Origin of the sequence: Vibrio sp. WZ-1 (assembly GCF_052037695.1) — a bacterium.
GTDB lineage: Bacteria > Pseudomonadota > Gammaproteobacteria > Enterobacterales > Vibrionaceae > Vibrio.
This window is the reverse complement of the sequence record NZ_JBQEQR010000083.1, coordinates 100,868-117,826: the sequence shown is the minus strand read 5'-3', so window position 1 is coordinate 117,826 and position 16,959 is coordinate 100,868. Positions and strand designations below refer to the sequence as shown.

The window sequence follows — 16,959 nt, the reverse complement described above, 5'->3', positions numbered from 1 at the left end:
AGAATTGATGACAATCCAACATACACAAGACTTAGCTCAGATTCGCGCAATGGTGCCAGAGATGCGCCGCGTGAAATCCATCCACTTCATCGGTATTGGTGGTGCGGGCATGAGCGGCATTGCAGAAGTGCTGTTGAACGAAGGCTACCAGATCACGGGCTCGGATCTATCAGAAAACCCTGTGACTGAGCGTTTAGTATCAAAAGGTGCGACGGTATTTATCGGTCATCAAGCAAGTAATGTTGAAAAAGCCAGTGTAGTAGTCGTTTCTACCGCGATTAACGAAGAAAACCCAGAAGTAATGGCAGCGCGCGAATTGCGTATTCCTATCGTACGCCGTGCTGAGATGCTGGCTGAGTTGATGCGTTTCCGCCACGGCATTGCGGTTGCGGGCACGCACGGCAAAACGACGACTACTGCGCTTGTTACACAAATCTATTCTGAAGCAGGTCTAGATCCAACGTTTGTTAATGGTGGTCTGGTTAAGAGCGCAGGTACGAATGCACGTCTAGGTTCTAGCCGAATTTTGATTGCTGAAGCAGACGAAAGTGATGCGTCATTCTTACATCTACAACCTATGGTGAGCATCGTAACGAACATCGAAGCGGACCATATGGATACGTACGGTGGTGACTTCGAAACCCTGAAGCAAACTTTCATCGATTTCTTACACAACCTACCGTTTTACGGTCAAGCGATTGTGTGTATCGACGATCCTGTGATTCGTGAGCTGATTCCACGTATTAGCCGCCAAGTGATCACTTACGGTTTCTCTGAAGATGCTGATGTGCGTATCGAGAACTACCACCAAGAAGGTCAACAAGGTAAGTTCACTGTCGTTCGTGAAGGTCGAGCAAACCTTGATATTACACTTAATATCCCTGGTCGCCACAACGCACTTAATGCGTCAGCAGCGATTGCGGTTGCTACGGAAGATGACATCAGCGATGAAGCAATCCTTAAAGCAATGGCGGGGACACAGGGTACTGGACGTCGTTTTGATCATTTAGGTGAGTTCGATACAGGCAATGGCCATGCAATGCTTGTTGATGACTACGGTCACCACCCGACAGAAGTCGGTGTTACCATCAATGCGGCCCGCAGTGGCTGGCAAGATAAGCGTCTTGTTATGATTTTCCAACCACACCGCTACAGTCGTACTCGTGACTTATATGATGACTTTGTAAATGTGTTAGAGCAAGTTGATGTTCTTATCATGCTTGACGTGTATGCCGCAGGTGAAAAGCCGATCGCAGGCGCGGATGGTCGTGCTTTATGCCGCACTATTCGTAGCCGTGGCAAGGTTGATCCCATTTTTGTGCCTGAAACTAGCCAACTACCATCAGTGCTTGCTAATGTCATTCAAGAAGGTGACTTAGTTTTAACTCAAGGTGCCGGGGATGTGGGTAAAGTAGCTAAACAGCTCGCTGCACTAGAGTTAAACATCAAAAAGATGCAGCAGGGATAAGTGAATTCATTTACACATAGTGTGGAAAAAGACGCAGATCTCGATTTTGTGTCAAGATAGTTGTGATTTGTCACTATCAATGTTTGATAGTTTACAAGAGCTCAGTATAATCCCAAGGTTAACGTCAATGTTTTTACCGCCTTGTGAGATATAAGGTAAAACACGGGACAACAGTCAGGAAACAATACCATTGTTAAATATGGCACTGAATGAAGAACAACCACAAAAGGAACTATTCCGTGGTCGTCAAGAAAAACTAATAGGTGCTCTGTTTTTCGTTTTCGTCGTGACTTTGATTAGTTCTGTGTTGTATTCGGCGATCAGTTGGATGTGGGATGACCAAAGGTTACCTCTTTCCAAAATAATACTGCAAGGTAACTTGGAGTATGTCACGGCTGAGGACGTACAAAGTGCGTTCGGGCGAATCGATCATATCGGTACATTTATGTCTCAGGACATTGATGTATTACAGCAGAGTGTTGAAGCTTTGCCTTGGGTTGCTCATGCCGCAATTCGTAAGCAATGGCCAGATAAAGTAAAAGTATTCTTAACCGAATATCACCCAGAAGCCATTTGGAATGGCAACGAACTATTAGATAATAGTGGGATCGTTTTTGATGGTGATGTAGGTCTGTTAAAAGAAGAAAAAGTTAAGTTATATGGACCAGCAGCAAGTGGGCCGGAAGTCTTAGAGACCTACCGAACATTACAGCCTCAATTTGCAAAACTGGGTCTCGCGATATCTTCACTTGTGCTGAATGAACGTCGTGCTTGGCAAATTATCCTTGATAACGGCATACGTTTAGAATTAGGTAAAGAGTCTCTTGACGAGCGTATACAGCGTTTTTTTGAGTTGTATCATCAGCTTGGCAGTGACACCCAAAGAATTAGTTATATCGACTTAAGGTACGATACAGGAGCCGCAGTCGGTTGGTTTCCTGAACAAGAGTTAGAACAAGAGAGTACAGATGACTAAGGCCGCTGATGACAACATTATTGTTGGTCTTGATATAGGCACTGCAACCGTGTCAGCTCTAGTGGGTGAAATTTTACCTGATGGCCAAATAAATATTATTGGTGCAGGTAGCAGCCCGTCACGTGGCATGGATAAAGGTGGCGTGAACGATTTGGAATCGGTAGTAAAATCGGTCCAAAGAGCCATTGATCAAGCCGAACTAATGGCAGAATGCCAAATTAGCCGAGTGTTTATCTCATTATCAGGTAAGCATATTGCGAGCCGTATTGAGAAGGGCATGGGAACTATTTCCGATGAGGAAGTATCCCAAGAAGATATGGATCGTGCTATCCATACTGCAAAATCGATTAAAATCGGTGATGAACAGCGAATCCTTCATGTGATTCCACAAGAGTTCACCATCGACTACCAAGAGGGTATTAAAAATCCGCTTGGTTTATCTGGAGTGAGAATGGAAGTAAGTGTCCATTTGATCTCATGCCATAATGATATGGCACGCAATATTATTAAGGCTGTAGAGCGTTGCGGTCTTAAAGTAGAGCAACTGGTATTTTCTGGGCTTGCTGCGAGTAACGCAGTGATCACCGAGGATGAAAGAGAGCTCGGGGTTTGTGTGGTTGATATTGGCGCTGGCACGATGGATGTATCTATCTGGACTGGTGGTGCGCTACGTCACACAGAAGTGTTTTCTTACGCAGGAAACGCTGTAACAAGCGATATTGCTTTTGCTTTTGGTACGCCTGTAAGCGATGCTGAAGAGATAAAAGTGAAATATGGTTGTGCCCTAAGTGAACTGGTCAGTAAGGATGACACGGTTAATGTCCCAAGTGTAGGTGGTCGACCTTCGCGTAGTCTGCAGCGTCAGACACTATCGGAAGTGATCGAACCTCGTTACTCTGAGCTTATGGGATTGGTTAACCAAACTATCGACTCTGTACAAGCAAAATTGCGCGAAGAGGGCATTAAACATCATTTAGCTGCAGGTGTAGTTTTAACTGGTGGTGCTGCGCAAATTGACGGAGTGGTAGAGTGTGCGGAACGCGTATTCCGCAACCAAGTTAGGGTTGGTAAACCACTTGAAGTTAGTGGTTTAACTGACTATGTAAAAGAGCCGTATCATTCTACGGCAGTTGGATTACTTCATTACGCAAGAGACATGCAGTCCAGTGATGATGGCGAGTATAATGAACCGAAACGTTCATCTGTTACTGGCTTCTTCGGTAAATTGCGTAATTGGATACAAAAAGAGTTTTAACCTGAGTTGCAGGATAAACGGAGACAACACATGTTTGAACCGATGATGGAAATGTCTGACGATGCAGTAATCAAGGTCGTTGGGGTTGGTGGCGGCGGTGGTAACGCTGTTGAACACATGGTGCGTGAATCCATCGAAGGTGTGGAGTTCATCAGCGTTAATACTGATGCGCAAGCACTTCGTAAGACAAGCGTTGGCAATGTGATCCAGATTGGTGGTGATATCACTAAAGGTCTGGGTGCTGGTGCGAATCCACAAGTTGGCCGTGACGCAGCTCTCGAAGATAGAGAAAGAATTAAAGAGTCCATCACTGGTGCCGATATGGTATTTATCGCAGCTGGTATGGGTGGTGGTACAGGTACTGGTGCAGCACCTGTTATTGCTGAAGTGGCTAAAGAGCTTGGCATTCTTACTGTTGCGGTAGTAACAAAACCGTTCAGCTTTGAAGGCAAAAAGCGTTTGGCGTTTGCTGAGCAAGGTATCGATGAGCTATCTAAGCACGTTGACTCTTTGATCACAATTCCAAACGAAAAGCTACTTAAAGTACTGGGCCGTGGTGTAACGCTACTAGAAGCTTTCGCAAGTGCGAACGATGTTCTTAAGAATGCGGTTCAAGGTATTGCTGAGCTAATTACTCGCCCTGGCATGATCAACGTCGACTTTGCGGACGTACGTACTGTGATGTCTGAGATGGGACATGCCATGATGGGTAGTGGTATTGCAAAAGGTGAAGACCGTGCAGAAGAAGCTGCTGAAATGGCAATTTCTAGCCCACTTCTAGAAGATATCGATCTAGCAGGTGCGCGTGGCGTTCTTGTTAACATCACCGCTGGTCTGGATATGCGTCTTGACGAGTTTGAGACAGTGGGTAACACAGTGAAAGCTTTTGCTTCTGATAATGCAACTGTGGTTATTGGTACTTCACTCGATCCAGATATGACAGATGAAATCCGCGTGACTGTTGTTGCTACTGGTATTGGTAATGAGAAAAAACCAGATATCACGCTAGTTGCTGGTGGTAAAGCGAAAGTGGCACCTGCGCCACAAGCGCCACAACCACAAGCTCAAAGCGTAGCGCCACAAGCTGAAGAGAAACCGGCACAAACTTTGCAGACAAATCCTGTACAAGAGAAGCCACAAGTAACTCCTCAGCCGACAAACACAGTTTCATCTTCTCCTGCAGCTGGTGGTCAAAACGCAGCACCTAAGCAAGAGAAAGAAAGCGGTTATTTAGATATTCCGGCATTTTTGCGTCGTCAGGCTGATTAATTATTAACCCGTAAATTTGACACAGCTCAAAATTATGGTAGCATTCACGGTCGACGTTACAATCGGCCGTGTTTTGTAGCACTTTTTAAGAGGCAAGCAGATGATCAGACAACGTACTCTGAAAGAAATAGTGAAAACAACTGGTGTGGGCCTCCACTCTGGTCGTAAAGTTACGCTTACTCTGCGCCCTGCTGCTGCAAATACAGGCATTATTTACCGTCGTACAGACGTAAATCCTCCTGTAGATTTCCCAGCAGACCCAGAATCAGTTCGCGATACAATGCTTTGTACAGCATTGGTGAATGATGAAGGTGTACGTATCTCAACTGTTGAGCATTTGAATGCGGCACTTGCTGGTATGGGTATCGACAACATTGTTGTTGAAGTTGATGCACCTGAAATCCCAATTATGGATGGTAGCGCAAGCCCTTTTGTTTACCTGCTTCAGCAAGCGGGTGTTGAAACACAAAATGTACCTAAGCGCTTTATCCGTATTAAGAAGCCAGTCCGTTTTGAAGACGGTGATAAATGGGCAGAGTTTGTTCCGTTTAACGGCTTCCGTATGGACTTCGAAATCGACTTTAATCACCCTGCGATCGAATCAGACGAGCAACGTCTTTTGTTTGATTTTTCATCTCAAGGTTTTGTTCGCGAGATTTCTCGTGCACGTACGTTTGGTTTTATGCGAGATATCGAATACCTACAATCTCAGAACTTGGTTCTTGGTGGTAGCTTTGATAACGCAATTGTACTGGATGACTACCGTATTCTTAATGAAGAAGGTCTTCGCTTTGAAAATGAGTTTGTTACTCATAAAGTGTTGGACGCAATTGGTGATCTTTACATGTGTGGTCACGCAATTATCGGTGAATTCCGAGCGTACAAGTCAGGTCATGGCCTGAACAATCAACTTCTACGTGCAGTCCTTGCTGATCAAGAAGCATGGGAATGGACAACATTCGAAGAAGAAGCGGGTTCACCGGTTGCTTTTGCAGAACCAAATATGGTTCTAGCGTAATACCTAAACACGCAATAAATTAAAAAAGCCAGGCAATGCCTGGCTTTTTACTATTTGCAGATTAGGATTCTTTGCTTTTCTTTTCTGCCATATCAGCAAGACGTTTTAAACGTTCTTGGATCTTTGGCGGAGCCATATCAGCAATGATTAATAGCGAGTTTGCTGCAGCTTCAGTTAACGGTGGTCGTTTGGGCTTTTGTTCTTGTTCGTAACGATTGCGGTAGAGAGATGGGTTAATCCTCACTTCTACACTCATCAGCTTTGCATGCCCTTGGCTTCTTAGTTTATTCAAGATCATCAGACGATCATAATCGATCTTCATTTTGATCGCAGCGCTAGCCACGTCGATCAATAGATGTCCATTTCGCACGTTTGCCACACGGCAATGATCGGCCGTTCCTTTTGGTAAAATCTCTTGTAATGCTTTGTTCAGCAGTAAGATCTCGCCAGCGTGTTCTTGAAGCTGACTAAGCCGAGATTCAGCGATGAGCTCTTCAGTAGAGGTAGGACGATGGTCGCGCATAGATAAAAACTAATTTTGTTGAGATAAAGCTATTCTAGAGCAGCTTTCTGCTCAGGTATAGTTTACATTATGGCCTTTAATTTATAGTTGCATATCTCTGATGGATATTTCTGATTGCTTGAGACACAAAGCTTTGGGGATTTTGCATGAGAATATTGGCTAATCCATCATCACTTTGGATAAAAACTTCCAAGTGCTTCAAACAAATTGGGCTATTTATGGTTGGATTGAAGAAAAATCCTTACACTATGCCACATTGTTTCAAATTTAAGCCTTGAAAATTGGACGTTTGAACTCAATATCTTTGATAAATGATTTATCTCAGTATTCTTAGTTCCAAACTGGTAGAGACTGAAGGCATTCAAGTAGATCGGGAACGGTCTGATAAACGAGAGATTTACATAAAATGATAACTAAGCTACTGACAAAAGTAATTGGCAGTCGCAACGACCGAACACTGCGCCGCCTTAGAAAAATTGTAAAAGAAATAAATAACTACGAACCAACGTTCGAAGCACTATCAGATGAAGAACTAAAAGCGAAAACTGTTGAGTTCCGTGAACGCCTAGAACAAGGTGAAACGCTTGATAAGCTGCTTCCAGAAGCATTTGCTACGGTTCGTGAAGCATCTAAGCGTGTTTACGGTATGCGTCACTTCGACGTTCAGCTTATCGGTGGTATGGTACTGAACGGCGGCCAAATTGCGGAAATGCGCACTGGTGAAGGTAAAACTTTAACTGCAACCCTTCCTGCTTACCTAAACGCACTTCCAGGTAAAGGTGTACACGTAGTCACAGTGAACGACTACCTAGCGACACGTGATGCTGAGACTAACCGTCCACTATTTGAATTCCTAGGTATGACTGTTGGCGTGAACGTGCCAAACATGCCACCTCAAGCTAAGAAAGAAGCTTACCAAGCCGACATCTTGTACGGCACAAATAACGAGTTTGGTTTTGATTACCTACGCGACAACATGGCTTTCCGCAACGAAGATCGTGTTCAACGCGCACGCTTCTTTGCCGTTGTCGATGAAGTGGACTCAATCCTTATCGATGAAGCTCGTACACCTTTGATTATCTCTGGTCCAGCAGAAGACAGCTCTGATCTATACACTCGTATCAACCTGCTTATTCCACAGCTTCAAAAGCAAGATAAAGAAGATTCTGAAGAATACCGCGGTGACGGTCACTACACAGTAGATGAGAAATCTAAACAGGTTCACCTAACAGAAACGGGCCAAGAATTCGTTGAAGAATTGATGGTGAAAAACGGTCTGATGGCAGAGGGTGATACGCTTTACTCTCCAGCTAACATCAGCCTACTGCATCATGTTAATGCAGCACTTCGTGCACACGTATTGTTTGAACGTAACGTAGACTACATCGTAAATGATGACGGTGAAGTCGTGATCGTTGATGAACATACTGGTCGTACAATGCCTGGTCGACGTTGGTCTGAAGGTCTTCACCAAGCGGTTGAAGCGAAAGAAGGCGTTAAGATCCAAAACGAAAACCAAACGTTGGCATCGATTACCTTCCAGAACTACTTCCGTCTATACGAAAAACTGTCAGGTATGACAGGTACAGCAGATACTGAAGCATTCGAATTCCAATCGATTTACGGTCTAGAAACGGTTGTTATCCCAACTAACAAACCTATGATCCGTGACGATATGCCAGATGTGGTTTACCGCACTGAAGCCGAAAAATTTGCTGCAATTATCGAAGACATCAAAGAGCGTGTAGAGAAAGGTCAACCGTCTCTAGTGGGTACGGTTTCTATCGAGAAATCAGAGCTGCTATCTAATGCACTTAAGAAAGCTAAGATCAAGCACAACGTACTGAACGCGAAATTCCACGAACGTGAAGCTGAGATTGTTGCAGAAGCAGGTACGCCTGGTGCAGTAACTATCGCGACTAACATGGCAGGTCGTGGTACCGATATCGTGTTGGGTGGTAGCTGGCAAGCGAAAGTGGAAGCACTGCAAGATCCAACCAAAGAACAGATCGATGCTATCAAAGCTGAGTGGAAACAGGTTCACGATCAAGTACTAGAGTCAGGTGGTCTACACATCATCGGTACTGAGCGTCACGAATCTCGTCGTATCGACAACCAGTTACGTGGTCGTTCTGGTCGTCAAGGTGACGCGGGTTCATCTCGTTTCTACCTATCGATGGAAGATTCACTGCTGCGTATCTTCACTTCAGATCGTATGGCTAGCCTTATCCAAAGTGGTATGGAAGAAGGTGAAGCGATCGAATCTAAGATGCTGTCTCGTTCAATCGAAAAAGCACAGCGTAAAGTGGAAGGTCGTAACTTCGATATCCGTAAACAACTTCTTGAATACGATGACGTGGCGAACGATCAACGTAAAGTGGTTTACGAATTGCGTGATGAGCTAATGAGCGTTGACGACATTAGCGACATGATCGAGCAAAACCGTGAAGATGTTATCACTGCGATCATCGACGAATACATTCCACCACAATCTCTAGAAGATATGTGGGACGTAGAAGGTCTACAAGAACGCTTGAAAGCAGACTTCGATCTGGATGCGCCGATCAAAGAATGGCTTGAGCAAGATGACAAGCTATACGAAGAAGCACTGCGTGAGAAGATCATTAGCCTAGCAGTAGAAGTTTACAAACAGAAAGAAGAAGTGGTTGGCGCACAAGTGCTACGTAACTTCGAGAAGTCGGTAATGCTACAAACGCTAGATACGCTATGGAAAGAACACCTAGCGGCGATGGATCACCTACGTCAAGGTATCCACCTACGTGGTTACGCGCAAAAGAACCCGAAACAAGAGTACAAACGTGAGTCGTTTGAACTGTTTGAAGGTCTACTAGAAGCGCTGAAAACAGATGTGATTACTGTTCTATCCCGTGTTCGCGTTCAACAGCAAGAAGAGGTTGAGCGTATGGAAGAGCAACGTCGTGCGCAAGCTGAAGAAGCGGCTCGTCGTGCACAAGCTCAGCACGCGGCAGCACAAAACCCACTGTCTGAAGGTGAAGAGTCGGAAGAAGGTTCTCATCAACCAATGGTTCGTGACGAACGTAAAGTGGGCCGTAATGAGCCTTGTCCATGTGGCAGCGGCAAAAAGTACAAACAGTGCCACGGTAAAATCGACTAATACAGTCTGAAAACATAAATAAAGAGTCGCTTAGGCGGCTCTTTTTGTAGGAACTAATCTAATGAAAAGAATTCATATTGTTGCGGCGATCATCTTCAACCAAGACAAATCGCAAATCTTCATCACCAAACGTCCAGATGACAAACACAAAGGCGGCTTTTGGGAGTTTCCTGGTGGCAAAGTTGAGCAAGGTGAAAGTGTTGAACAAGCGATGATTCGTGAACTTGAGGAAGAGATTGGTATTACGGCGACAGAGCAAGCCTTGTTTGAGCGCTTGGAATACGATTATCCAGATAAGTCTCTGAAGTTTGATTTCATGACGGTCACTCAATTCAATAACCAACCTTATGGTCGTGAAGGTCAAGAAGGCCGTTGGGTCGATATTACAGCATTGCCTGATTACACCTTCCCTGAAGCGAATGTACCTATCCTTGAGCGAGTAGTAAAAGAGTTTTCTTAACTCACCGCGAACTATCTTGTGGTTAACTCGGGATATTGTTAGTTTAAAAAGATACCGCGAAACGAAAGAGAACGAGAACAAGCCTCGTTATCCAGAGAAGGAGAGAAAGCGCAATGGTTCGTATTGCAATCGCAGGAGCGGCTGGCCGTATGGGTCGCAACCTAGTAAAAGCCTCACACTTAAATCCAGAAGCCTCTGTCACAGCAGGCTCGGAACGTCCAGAGTCTTCACTAGTTGGTGTTGATATCGGTGAATTGTGTGGTGAAGGTAAGTTTGATGTCTTTCTGACAGATGATTTAGCAAAAGAAGTCGACAACTTTGACGTTGTCATCGACTTTACTGCTCCAGTGAGCACGCTAGCGAATCTAGAGCTTTGTAAGCAGCATGGTAAGAGTATTGTGATTGGTACGACGGGCTTCAGTGAGGAAGAACGTGAACTGATTGATGAAGCTGCTAAGCAAGTGCCTGTTGTCATGGCTCCGAACTACTCTGTTGGGGTAAACCTTGTCTTCAAGCTTTTGGAGAAAGCCGCCAAAGTGATGGGAGACTACTGTGATGTTGAAATCGTCGAAGCGCATCACCGCCATAAAGTGGATGCACCATCAGGTACCGCGATTGGAATGGGTGAAGCGATTGCTGGCGCGATGGGTAATAAGCTAAGTGATGTTGCGGTATACGCACGTGAAGGCATTACTGGTGAGCGCACCAAAGACGAAATAGGTTTCGCGACAATTCGTGCGGGCGACATCATTGGTGAGCATACCGCAATGTTTGCTGATATTGGTGAGCGTGTCGAAATTACCCATAAAGCAACTGATCGCATGACCTTTGCAAATGGTGCGGTAAAAGCAGCAGTTTGGCTTAATTCTAAGCCTTCAGGCTTCTATACCATGACCGATGTGCTCGGCTTGAACGAGCTTTAAATACATAATTATTCGCCGGCGTAAGCCGGCTTTTTTGTATTTAGAGGAAAATATGTAAAGAAATTGAGTCGGGCCATCTGCGATTTCATCTTGAGTTATTGTGTGTTTTTGGGTGTCTTGTTATGAAAAATACTTGAATCACTCAAAAGTAGAGGTTGTTTTTGTGTGATGAACGTTTGCGCAAAAAACTCACAAAATTTTGTGATCTGCAATAAGTTCAAATTTGTAAAATTTACAAAAAAGGCCAACTGTCGGGAATGGATAACGATAAAACTTACAATTTTAGGGCTTTTTCTGTTTAAATGCCCTTACTCGCTAGAAAGTAATAATTTATTTTTCAATGTGTGTTGACAGTTTTGAAGTCCGTCATTAGAATACCGCCAATTTGTCAAAAATACCTGTTTATGTAAGTTTTCAAGGTAAAGGAAGGCAGATTTGCAGCTTAATTTATTTTTTATGCATTTTTATTCTGGAGGTTGTCTTGGGTAAATTAGCACTGTTAGTCCTAGAAGATGGGACAGTGTTCCGCGGTGTTTCCATTGGAGCAGATGGTATTTCCGTTGGTGAAGTTGTTTTTAATACCTCGATGACGGGGTACCAAGAAATTCTCACTGATCCTTCCTATTCTCAACAAATCGTTACTCTCACTTATCCTCACATTGGCAATACCGGAACCAATTCCGAAGACGAAGAATCTTCTTCAATCCACGCACAAGGCCTTGTGATTCGCGATCTTCCTCTTATCGCTTCTAACTTCCGTAATGAACAATCCCTTTCTGATTACCTCAAGTCGCAAAATATCGTCGGCATTGCAGACATCGATACTCGTAAGCTGACTCGTATCCTACGTGAGAAAGGTGCGCAAAACGGTTGTATCGTTGCAGGTAACAACCTAGATGAAGCTTTGGCATTAGCGAAAGCAAAAGAATTCCCTGGCTTGAAAGGTATGGATCTTGCGAAAGAGGTTACAACAAAAGAAGCGTATCAATGGAAACAAGGTTCGTGGACGCTTGAGGGTGGACTTCCAGAAGCGAAAGACGACAGCGAATTGCCATATCACGTTGTTGCCTACGACTTCGGCGCAAAACGCAACATCCTGCGCATGTTGGTTGACCGAGGCTGCCGCCTAACGGTTGTTCCTGCTGAAACTTCAGCAGAAGAAGTTCTGGCTCTAAACCCAGATGGCGTTTTCCTATCAAACGGCCCTGGCGACCCAGAACCATGTACTTACGCGATTGAAGCGACAAAAGTATTCCTAGAAAAAGGCCTGCCAATCTTTGGTATCTGTCTAGGCCACCAAATCCTTGCGCTAGCATCGGGTGCACAAACAGTGAAAATGAAGTTTGGTCACCACGGCGCAAACCACCCAGTAAAAGATTTGGAGCGTAATGTTGTGATGATTACGTCGCAGAACCACGGTTTTGCAGCAGACGAAGCAACACTACCTGAAAATCTACGTGCTACTCACGTATCGCTATTTGATGGCTCTCTACAAGGTATTCACCGCACAGACAAGCCAGCATTTAGCTTCCAAGGTCACCCTGAAGCGAGCCCAGGTCCACACGACGCGGCACCGCTATTTGACCACTTTATCGAACTAATCAAAAAACACAGCGCTTAATTCGGAGTAGTAGATAATGCCAAAACGTACTGACATTCAAAGTATTCTTATTCTTGGTGCTGGTCCGATTGTTATCGGTCAGGCATGTGAGTTTGACTACTCTGGCGCACAAGCGTGTAAAGCACTGCGTGAAGAGGGTTACCGAGTTATCCTAGTAAACTCTAACCCTGCAACCATCATGACTGACCCAGACATGGCGGATGCAACTTACATCGAGCCAATCCAATGGGAAGTGGTTCGCAACATCATCGCGAAAGAAAAGCCGGATGCAGTACTGCCAACAATGGGTGGTCAAACTGCATTGAACTGTGCACTAGACCTAGAGAAGCACGGTGTTCTTGAAGAGTTCGGCGTTGAGATGATCGGTGCGACTGCTGACGCAATCGACAAAGCGGAAGACCGTTCTCGTTTCGATAAAGCGATGAAGTCTATCGGCCTTGAGTGTCCACGTGCAGATACTGCAAAAACGATGGAAGAAGCTTACGCTGTACTCGATATGGTTGGCTTCCCATGTATCATCCGTCCATCATTTACTATGGGTGGTACTGGTGGCGGTATCGCATACAACAAAGAAGAGTTCGAGGAAATTTGTCGTCGCGGTCTAGACCTGTCGCCAACTAACGAGCTTCTTATCGATGAATCGCTTATCGGTTGGAAAGAGTACGAGATGGAAGTGGTTCGTGACAAAGCGGACAACTGCATCATCGTATGTGCGATTGAAAACTTCGACCCAATGGGCATCCACACGGGTGACTCAATCACGGTTGCACCAGCGCAAACACTAACAGACAAAGAATACCAGCTAATGCGTAATGCATCTCTAGCAGTACTGCGTGAGATTGGCGTTGAAACAGGTGGTTCTAACGTACAGTTTGGTATCAACCCGAAAGATGGCCGTATGGTTATCATCGAGATGAACCCACGTGTATCTCGCTCTTCTGCTCTAGCATCGAAAGCAACAGGTTTCCCAATCGCTAAGATTGCAGCGAAACTGGCAGTTGGCTTTACGCTAGACGAGCTAATGAATGATATTACTGGTGGCGCTACGCCAGCATCATTCGAACCAACAATCGACTACGTAGTAACTAAGATTCCTCGCTTTAACTTCGAGAAATTTGCTGGTGCTAACGACCGTCTAACGACGCAAATGAAGTCAGTTGGTGAGGTAATGGCAATTGGTCGTAACCAACAAGAATCACTACAAAAAGCACTTCGCGGTCTAGAAGTTGGTGCGACAGGCTTTGATGAGATGGTTGACCTAGATGCGCCAGATGCACTGACGAAAATCCGCCATGAGCTGAAAGAAGCAGGCGCAGAGCGTATTTGGTACATCGCGGATGCATTCCGTGCGGGTATGTCAGTAGATGGCGTATTCAACCTAACGCAAATCGACCGTTGGTTCCTAGTTCAAATCGAAGACATCGTGAAGCTTGAGCAAGAGCTAAAAGCAAAAGGCTTCGCTGGTCTAAACAAAGAAGAACTAAACAAGCTGAAGCGCAAAGGTTTTGCTGATGCGCGCCTATCTAAGATTCTAGGTGTTGCGGAAAGCGAAATCCGTCGTCTACGTGACCAGTACGACATCCACCCAGTGTACAAACGCGTTGATACGTGTGCGGCTGAGTTCTCTTCTGATACAGCTTACATGTACTCATCTTACGATGACGAGTGTGAAGCGAACCCAACAGACAAAGACAAGATCATGATTCTAGGCGGCGGTCCAAACCGTATCGGCCAAGGTATCGAATTTGACTACTGTTGTGTACACGCATCGCTAGCACTGCGAGAAGATGGCTACGAAACTATCATGGTTAACTGTAACCCTGAGACAGTTTCAACAGACTACGACACGTCTGACCGTCTGTACTTCGAACCAGTAACACTGGAAGACGTACTAGCAATCGCTCGTGTTGAGAAGCCAAAAGGCGTTATCGTTCAATACGGTGGTCAAACACCACTGAAACTGGCTCGCGCACTTGAAGCGGCTGGCGTACCAATCATCGGTACTAGCCCTGATGCAATCGACCGTGCAGAAGACCGTGAGCGTTTCCAAGTTGCTGTTGACCGCCTAGGTCTTCTACAGCCAGAAAACGCGACAGTAACGACGATGGAACAAGCGGTAGAGAAATCTCGTGAAATCGGTTACCCACTGGTTGTACGTCCTTCTTACGTACTTGGTGGTCGTGCGATGGAAATCGTATACGATGAGCAAGACCTACGTCGCTACTTCAACGAAGCAGTTAGCGTATCAAACGAATCTCCAGTTCTTCTTGATAGCTTCCTAGACGACGCAGTTGAAGTCGATATCGATGCTATCTGTGACGGTGAGCGCGTGGTTATCGGCGGTATCATGGAGCACATCGAGCAAGCGGGTGTTCACTCAGGTGACTCAGCATGTTCTCTTCCTGCATACACGCTAAGCCAAGAAATCCAAGACGTAATGCGCGAGCAAGTTGAAAAGCTAGCGTTTGAGTTGGGTGTTCGTGGTCTGATGAACACGCAGTTTGCGGTTAAGAACAACCAAGTATACCTAATCGAGGTGAACCCTCGTGCAGCACGTACAGTACCGTTCGTATCTAAAGCAACGGGTGCACCAATCGCTAAGATTGCTGCGCGTGTAATGGCGGGTCAATCGCTTGAAGCTCAAGGCTTTACGAAAGAAATCATCCCACCTTACTACTCAGTGAAAGAAGTTGTACTTCCATTCAACAAGTTCCCTGGTGTTGACCCACTGTTAGGCCCAGAAATGCGCTCTACTGGTGAGGTTATGGGTGTTGGTGCAACGTTTGCTGAAGCGTACTCTAAAGCTGAATTGGGTTGTGGCAACATTTACCCAGAAGGTGGTCGTGCACTACTGTCTGTTCGTGCAGGTGACAAAGAGCGCGTTGTGGACCTAGCGTCTAAGTTGACAAAACTTGGTTACCAGCTGGATGCAACACACGGTACAGCAGTGATTCTTGGCGAAGCGGGTATTAACCCACGTCTAGTAAACAAAGTACACGAAGGTCGTCCTCATATTCTTGACCGTATCAAGAACAACGAGTACACCTACATCGTGAACACTGCTGCTGGCCGTCAAGCGATTGAAGACTCTAAAGTTCTTCGTCGCGGTGCACTGGCTGAGAAAGTGAACTACACGACAACACTAAACGCTGCATTCGCAACTTGTATGGCACACACTGCAGACGCGAAGAGCACGGTAACTTCGGTTCAAGAGCTACACGCAAAAGTGAAAGCTAGCCTAGAAGCGTAATAGATAAAAATCAGTAAGCCCGGAAAATAGGGCTTATATGACAACCTCATTGCCCGCTCATTTGAGCGGGCTTTTTTTGTCTTTAAGGTTTCTTAAAATGAAGAGAATTGAAGTGCGCTAAGAAAGCTTGGTAGAGCGGACTTTTGTATAGCATCAAACTGATAACTGAAAGTAACGTCCCTAAAGATGAAGCAATAGTACTGCCATTTGTAATAACAAAATTAGCGCTACAAGTAACCAGAATAAACGCAATGGTTACCAAGTTTACTTTAGCTGCAATACTCAAGCCTTTGCTTATCGTCAGAATATTTGGAACACATATTACTGTTGCAGTTATGGCACCGAAGAGAATGAAATAAGTATCGAGTTCCATTTGTTGAGTGATAGAAAACCACTCATTCCAGATGTTTAGGCTTATTGCTAGACCAATGGTCAAGCATAGATATAAAGCTATAGGGAGAACCATTTTAGTCATGTGACCCTCTTTAATTTTTAAACTGAAATTTGGTATGTGTCCGACATTACGAAGTAACTCATAATTAGATCAGTACTCCACATGCTGAGCTCTATCAGTGTGGTAGTTATAAAATAAACTCTAATTACTTATTTATTTTGTATGCTCTCTTTTCCAGTAAAATATTGTAAGTCGATTCGTCTTTGCTAAATGTATAGTTATTAGGCTTAGCAAATACACCAGCTAAGATAGTTGCAGGGTATAATGATAAAAAAGTAGTTACAGAGAGTGCTAAAAAAATCTTACTTGATTTTTTGAATTGACTCTTAGTTACAAAGTTATTTGATATAATTGAGATAACAAGTATTCTCAAGCATTCAAAAAGAATGAAACTCGCTCCAAGCATATATACATATACTTGTTCAAAAGTTGCTATTTCACTTTTAGTGGTTATATTGTCATAGAAGCCAGTTATGCCTTTTAGTGAGTATATAAATAGAGAGGTTGATGATACGAGTAAGAATATCAAGTAGAATAATGCTTGTTTTCTATCATAGTTACCATGTGTCATTATTATAGCCCTTTACTCATTTGTTAATATTCTAT

Annotated in this window: 13 protein-coding genes; 10 read left to right on the top strand and 3 right to left on the bottom strand. The window is 44.6% G+C overall.

All coding sequences use genetic code 11. The features are described from left to right. Nucleotides 1–7 precede the first annotated feature (7 nt). The 5 genes from murC to lpxC all read left to right on the top strand — a co-directional run bounded on the left by murC (nucleotide 8) and on the right by lpxC (nucleotide 5,986). On the top strand, nucleotides 8–1,468 hold the full coding sequence (murC, locus tag ACTS60_RS20415; RefSeq protein ID WP_440889748.1) for a UDP-N-acetylmuramate--L-alanine ligase: 1,461 nt from the start codon (nucleotides 8–10) through the stop codon (nucleotides 1,466–1,468). Nucleotides 1,469–1,658: 190 nt separating this feature from the next. Continuing rightward, nucleotides 1,659–2,444 (top strand): cell division protein FtsQ/DivIB, encoded by a 786-nt coding sequence (locus ACTS60_RS20410; RefSeq protein ID WP_440889747.1) that lies wholly within the window; start codon nucleotides 1,659–1,661, stop codon nucleotides 2,442–2,444. Further along, the gene (ftsA, locus tag ACTS60_RS20405) at nucleotides 2,437–3,699 is read left to right on the top strand and encodes a cell division protein FtsA (RefSeq protein WP_010445869.1); all 1,263 of its coding nucleotides are present in this window, start codon (nucleotides 2,437–2,439) and stop codon (nucleotides 3,697–3,699) included. The genes ACTS60_RS20410 and ftsA overlap by 8 nt, the downstream gene beginning before the upstream one ends. Before the next feature lie 30 nt (nucleotides 3,700–3,729). Then, nucleotides 3,730–4,968: a cell division protein FtsZ gene (gene ftsZ, locus ACTS60_RS20400; protein ID WP_440889746.1), complete on the top strand. Its 1,239-nt coding sequence runs from the start codon at nucleotides 3,730–3,732 to the stop codon at nucleotides 4,966–4,968. Nucleotides 4,969–5,068: 100 nt separating this feature from the next. Next, the gene (lpxC, locus tag ACTS60_RS20395) at nucleotides 5,069–5,986 is read left to right on the top strand and encodes a UDP-3-O-acyl-N-acetylglucosamine deacetylase (protein WP_440889745.1); all 918 of its coding nucleotides are present in this window, start codon (nucleotides 5,069–5,071) and stop codon (nucleotides 5,984–5,986) included. 61 nt (nucleotides 5,987–6,047) lie between these two features. On the opposite strand, the gene ACTS60_RS20390 is transcribed toward lpxC, so the two are convergent. Continuing rightward, complete coding sequence (locus tag ACTS60_RS20390) at nucleotides 6,048–6,509, bottom strand: DUF721 domain-containing protein (protein WP_440889744.1); 462 nt, start codon at nucleotides 6,507–6,509, stop codon at nucleotides 6,048–6,050. A 406-nt stretch (nucleotides 6,510–6,915) separates the two neighbouring features. Here ACTS60_RS20390 and secA point away from each other — a divergent pair, with 406 nt between their 5' ends. From secA to carB, 5 genes are all read left to right on the top strand, one after another. Beyond that, nucleotides 6,916–9,645 (top strand): preprotein translocase subunit SecA, encoded by a 2,730-nt coding sequence (gene secA / locus ACTS60_RS20385; protein WP_440889743.1) that lies wholly within the window; start codon nucleotides 6,916–6,918, stop codon nucleotides 9,643–9,645. 61 nt (nucleotides 9,646–9,706) lie between these two features. After that, on the top strand, nucleotides 9,707–10,105 hold the full coding sequence (mutT, locus tag ACTS60_RS20380; RefSeq protein ID WP_440889742.1) for an 8-oxo-dGTP diphosphatase MutT: 399 nt from the start codon (nucleotides 9,707–9,709) through the stop codon (nucleotides 10,103–10,105). 113 nt (nucleotides 10,106–10,218) lie between these two features. Next, complete coding sequence (dapB, locus tag ACTS60_RS20375; protein WP_440889741.1) at nucleotides 10,219–11,028, top strand: 4-hydroxy-tetrahydrodipicolinate reductase; 810 nt, start codon at nucleotides 10,219–10,221, stop codon at nucleotides 11,026–11,028. A gap of 481 nt (nucleotides 11,029–11,509) precedes the next feature. Next, the gene (gene carA, locus ACTS60_RS20370) at nucleotides 11,510–12,649 is read left to right on the top strand and encodes a glutamine-hydrolyzing carbamoyl-phosphate synthase small subunit (RefSeq protein ID WP_010445883.1); all 1,140 of its coding nucleotides are present in this window, start codon (nucleotides 11,510–11,512) and stop codon (nucleotides 12,647–12,649) included. A 16-nt stretch (nucleotides 12,650–12,665) separates the two neighbouring features. Further along, on the top strand, nucleotides 12,666–15,899 hold the full coding sequence (gene carB, locus ACTS60_RS20365) for a carbamoyl-phosphate synthase large subunit (RefSeq protein ID WP_440889740.1): 3,234 nt from the start codon (nucleotides 12,666–12,668) through the stop codon (nucleotides 15,897–15,899). Nucleotides 15,900–15,981: 82 nt separating this feature from the next. Here carB and ACTS60_RS20360 read toward each other — a convergent pair whose 3' ends face one another. Beyond that, nucleotides 15,982–16,374, bottom strand: a complete 393-nt coding sequence (locus ACTS60_RS20360; RefSeq protein ID WP_440889739.1) for a hypothetical protein — start codon at nucleotides 16,372–16,374, stop codon at nucleotides 15,982–15,984. A gap of 124 nt (nucleotides 16,375–16,498) precedes the next feature. Beyond that, nucleotides 16,499–16,924 carry a hypothetical protein gene (locus ACTS60_RS20355; RefSeq protein WP_440889738.1) on the bottom strand — a complete coding sequence of 142 codons (426 nt, stop codon included), beginning with the start codon at nucleotides 16,922–16,924 and terminating at the stop codon, nucleotides 16,499–16,501. Nucleotides 16,925–16,959: the final 35 nt, after the last annotated feature.

What these genes read in the sequence shown, in the direction of transcription:
- ACTS60_RS20390 (WP_440889744.1), bottom strand. Translation starts at nt 6,509, where the DNA reads ATGCGCGACCATCGTCCTACCTCTACTGAAGAGCTCATCGCTGAATCT.
- ftsA (WP_010445869.1), top strand. Translation starts at nt 2,437, where the DNA reads ATGACTAAGGCCGCTGATGACAACATTATTGTTGGTCTTGATATAGGC.
- murC (WP_440889748.1), top strand. Translation starts at nt 8, where the DNA reads ATGACAATCCAACATACACAAGACTTAGCTCAGATTCGCGCAATGGTG.
- dapB (WP_440889741.1), top strand. Translation starts at nt 10,219, where the DNA reads ATGGTTCGTATTGCAATCGCAGGAGCGGCTGGCCGTATGGGTCGCAAC.
- carB (WP_440889740.1), top strand. Translation starts at nt 12,666, where the DNA reads ATGCCAAAACGTACTGACATTCAAAGTATTCTTATTCTTGGTGCTGGT.
- ACTS60_RS20355 (WP_440889738.1), bottom strand. Translation starts at nt 16,924, where the DNA reads ATGACACATGGTAACTATGATAGAAAACAAGCATTATTCTACTTGATA.
- mutT (WP_440889742.1), top strand. Translation starts at nt 9,707, where the DNA reads ATGAAAAGAATTCATATTGTTGCGGCGATCATCTTCAACCAAGACAAA.
- ftsZ (WP_440889746.1), top strand. Translation starts at nt 3,730, where the DNA reads ATGTTTGAACCGATGATGGAAATGTCTGACGATGCAGTAATCAAGGTC.
- lpxC (WP_440889745.1), top strand. Translation starts at nt 5,069, where the DNA reads ATGATCAGACAACGTACTCTGAAAGAAATAGTGAAAACAACTGGTGTG.
- ACTS60_RS20360 (WP_440889739.1), bottom strand. Translation starts at nt 16,374, where the DNA reads ATGACTAAAATGGTTCTCCCTATAGCTTTATATCTATGCTTGACCATT.
- secA (WP_440889743.1), top strand. Translation starts at nt 6,916, where the DNA reads ATGATAACTAAGCTACTGACAAAAGTAATTGGCAGTCGCAACGACCGA.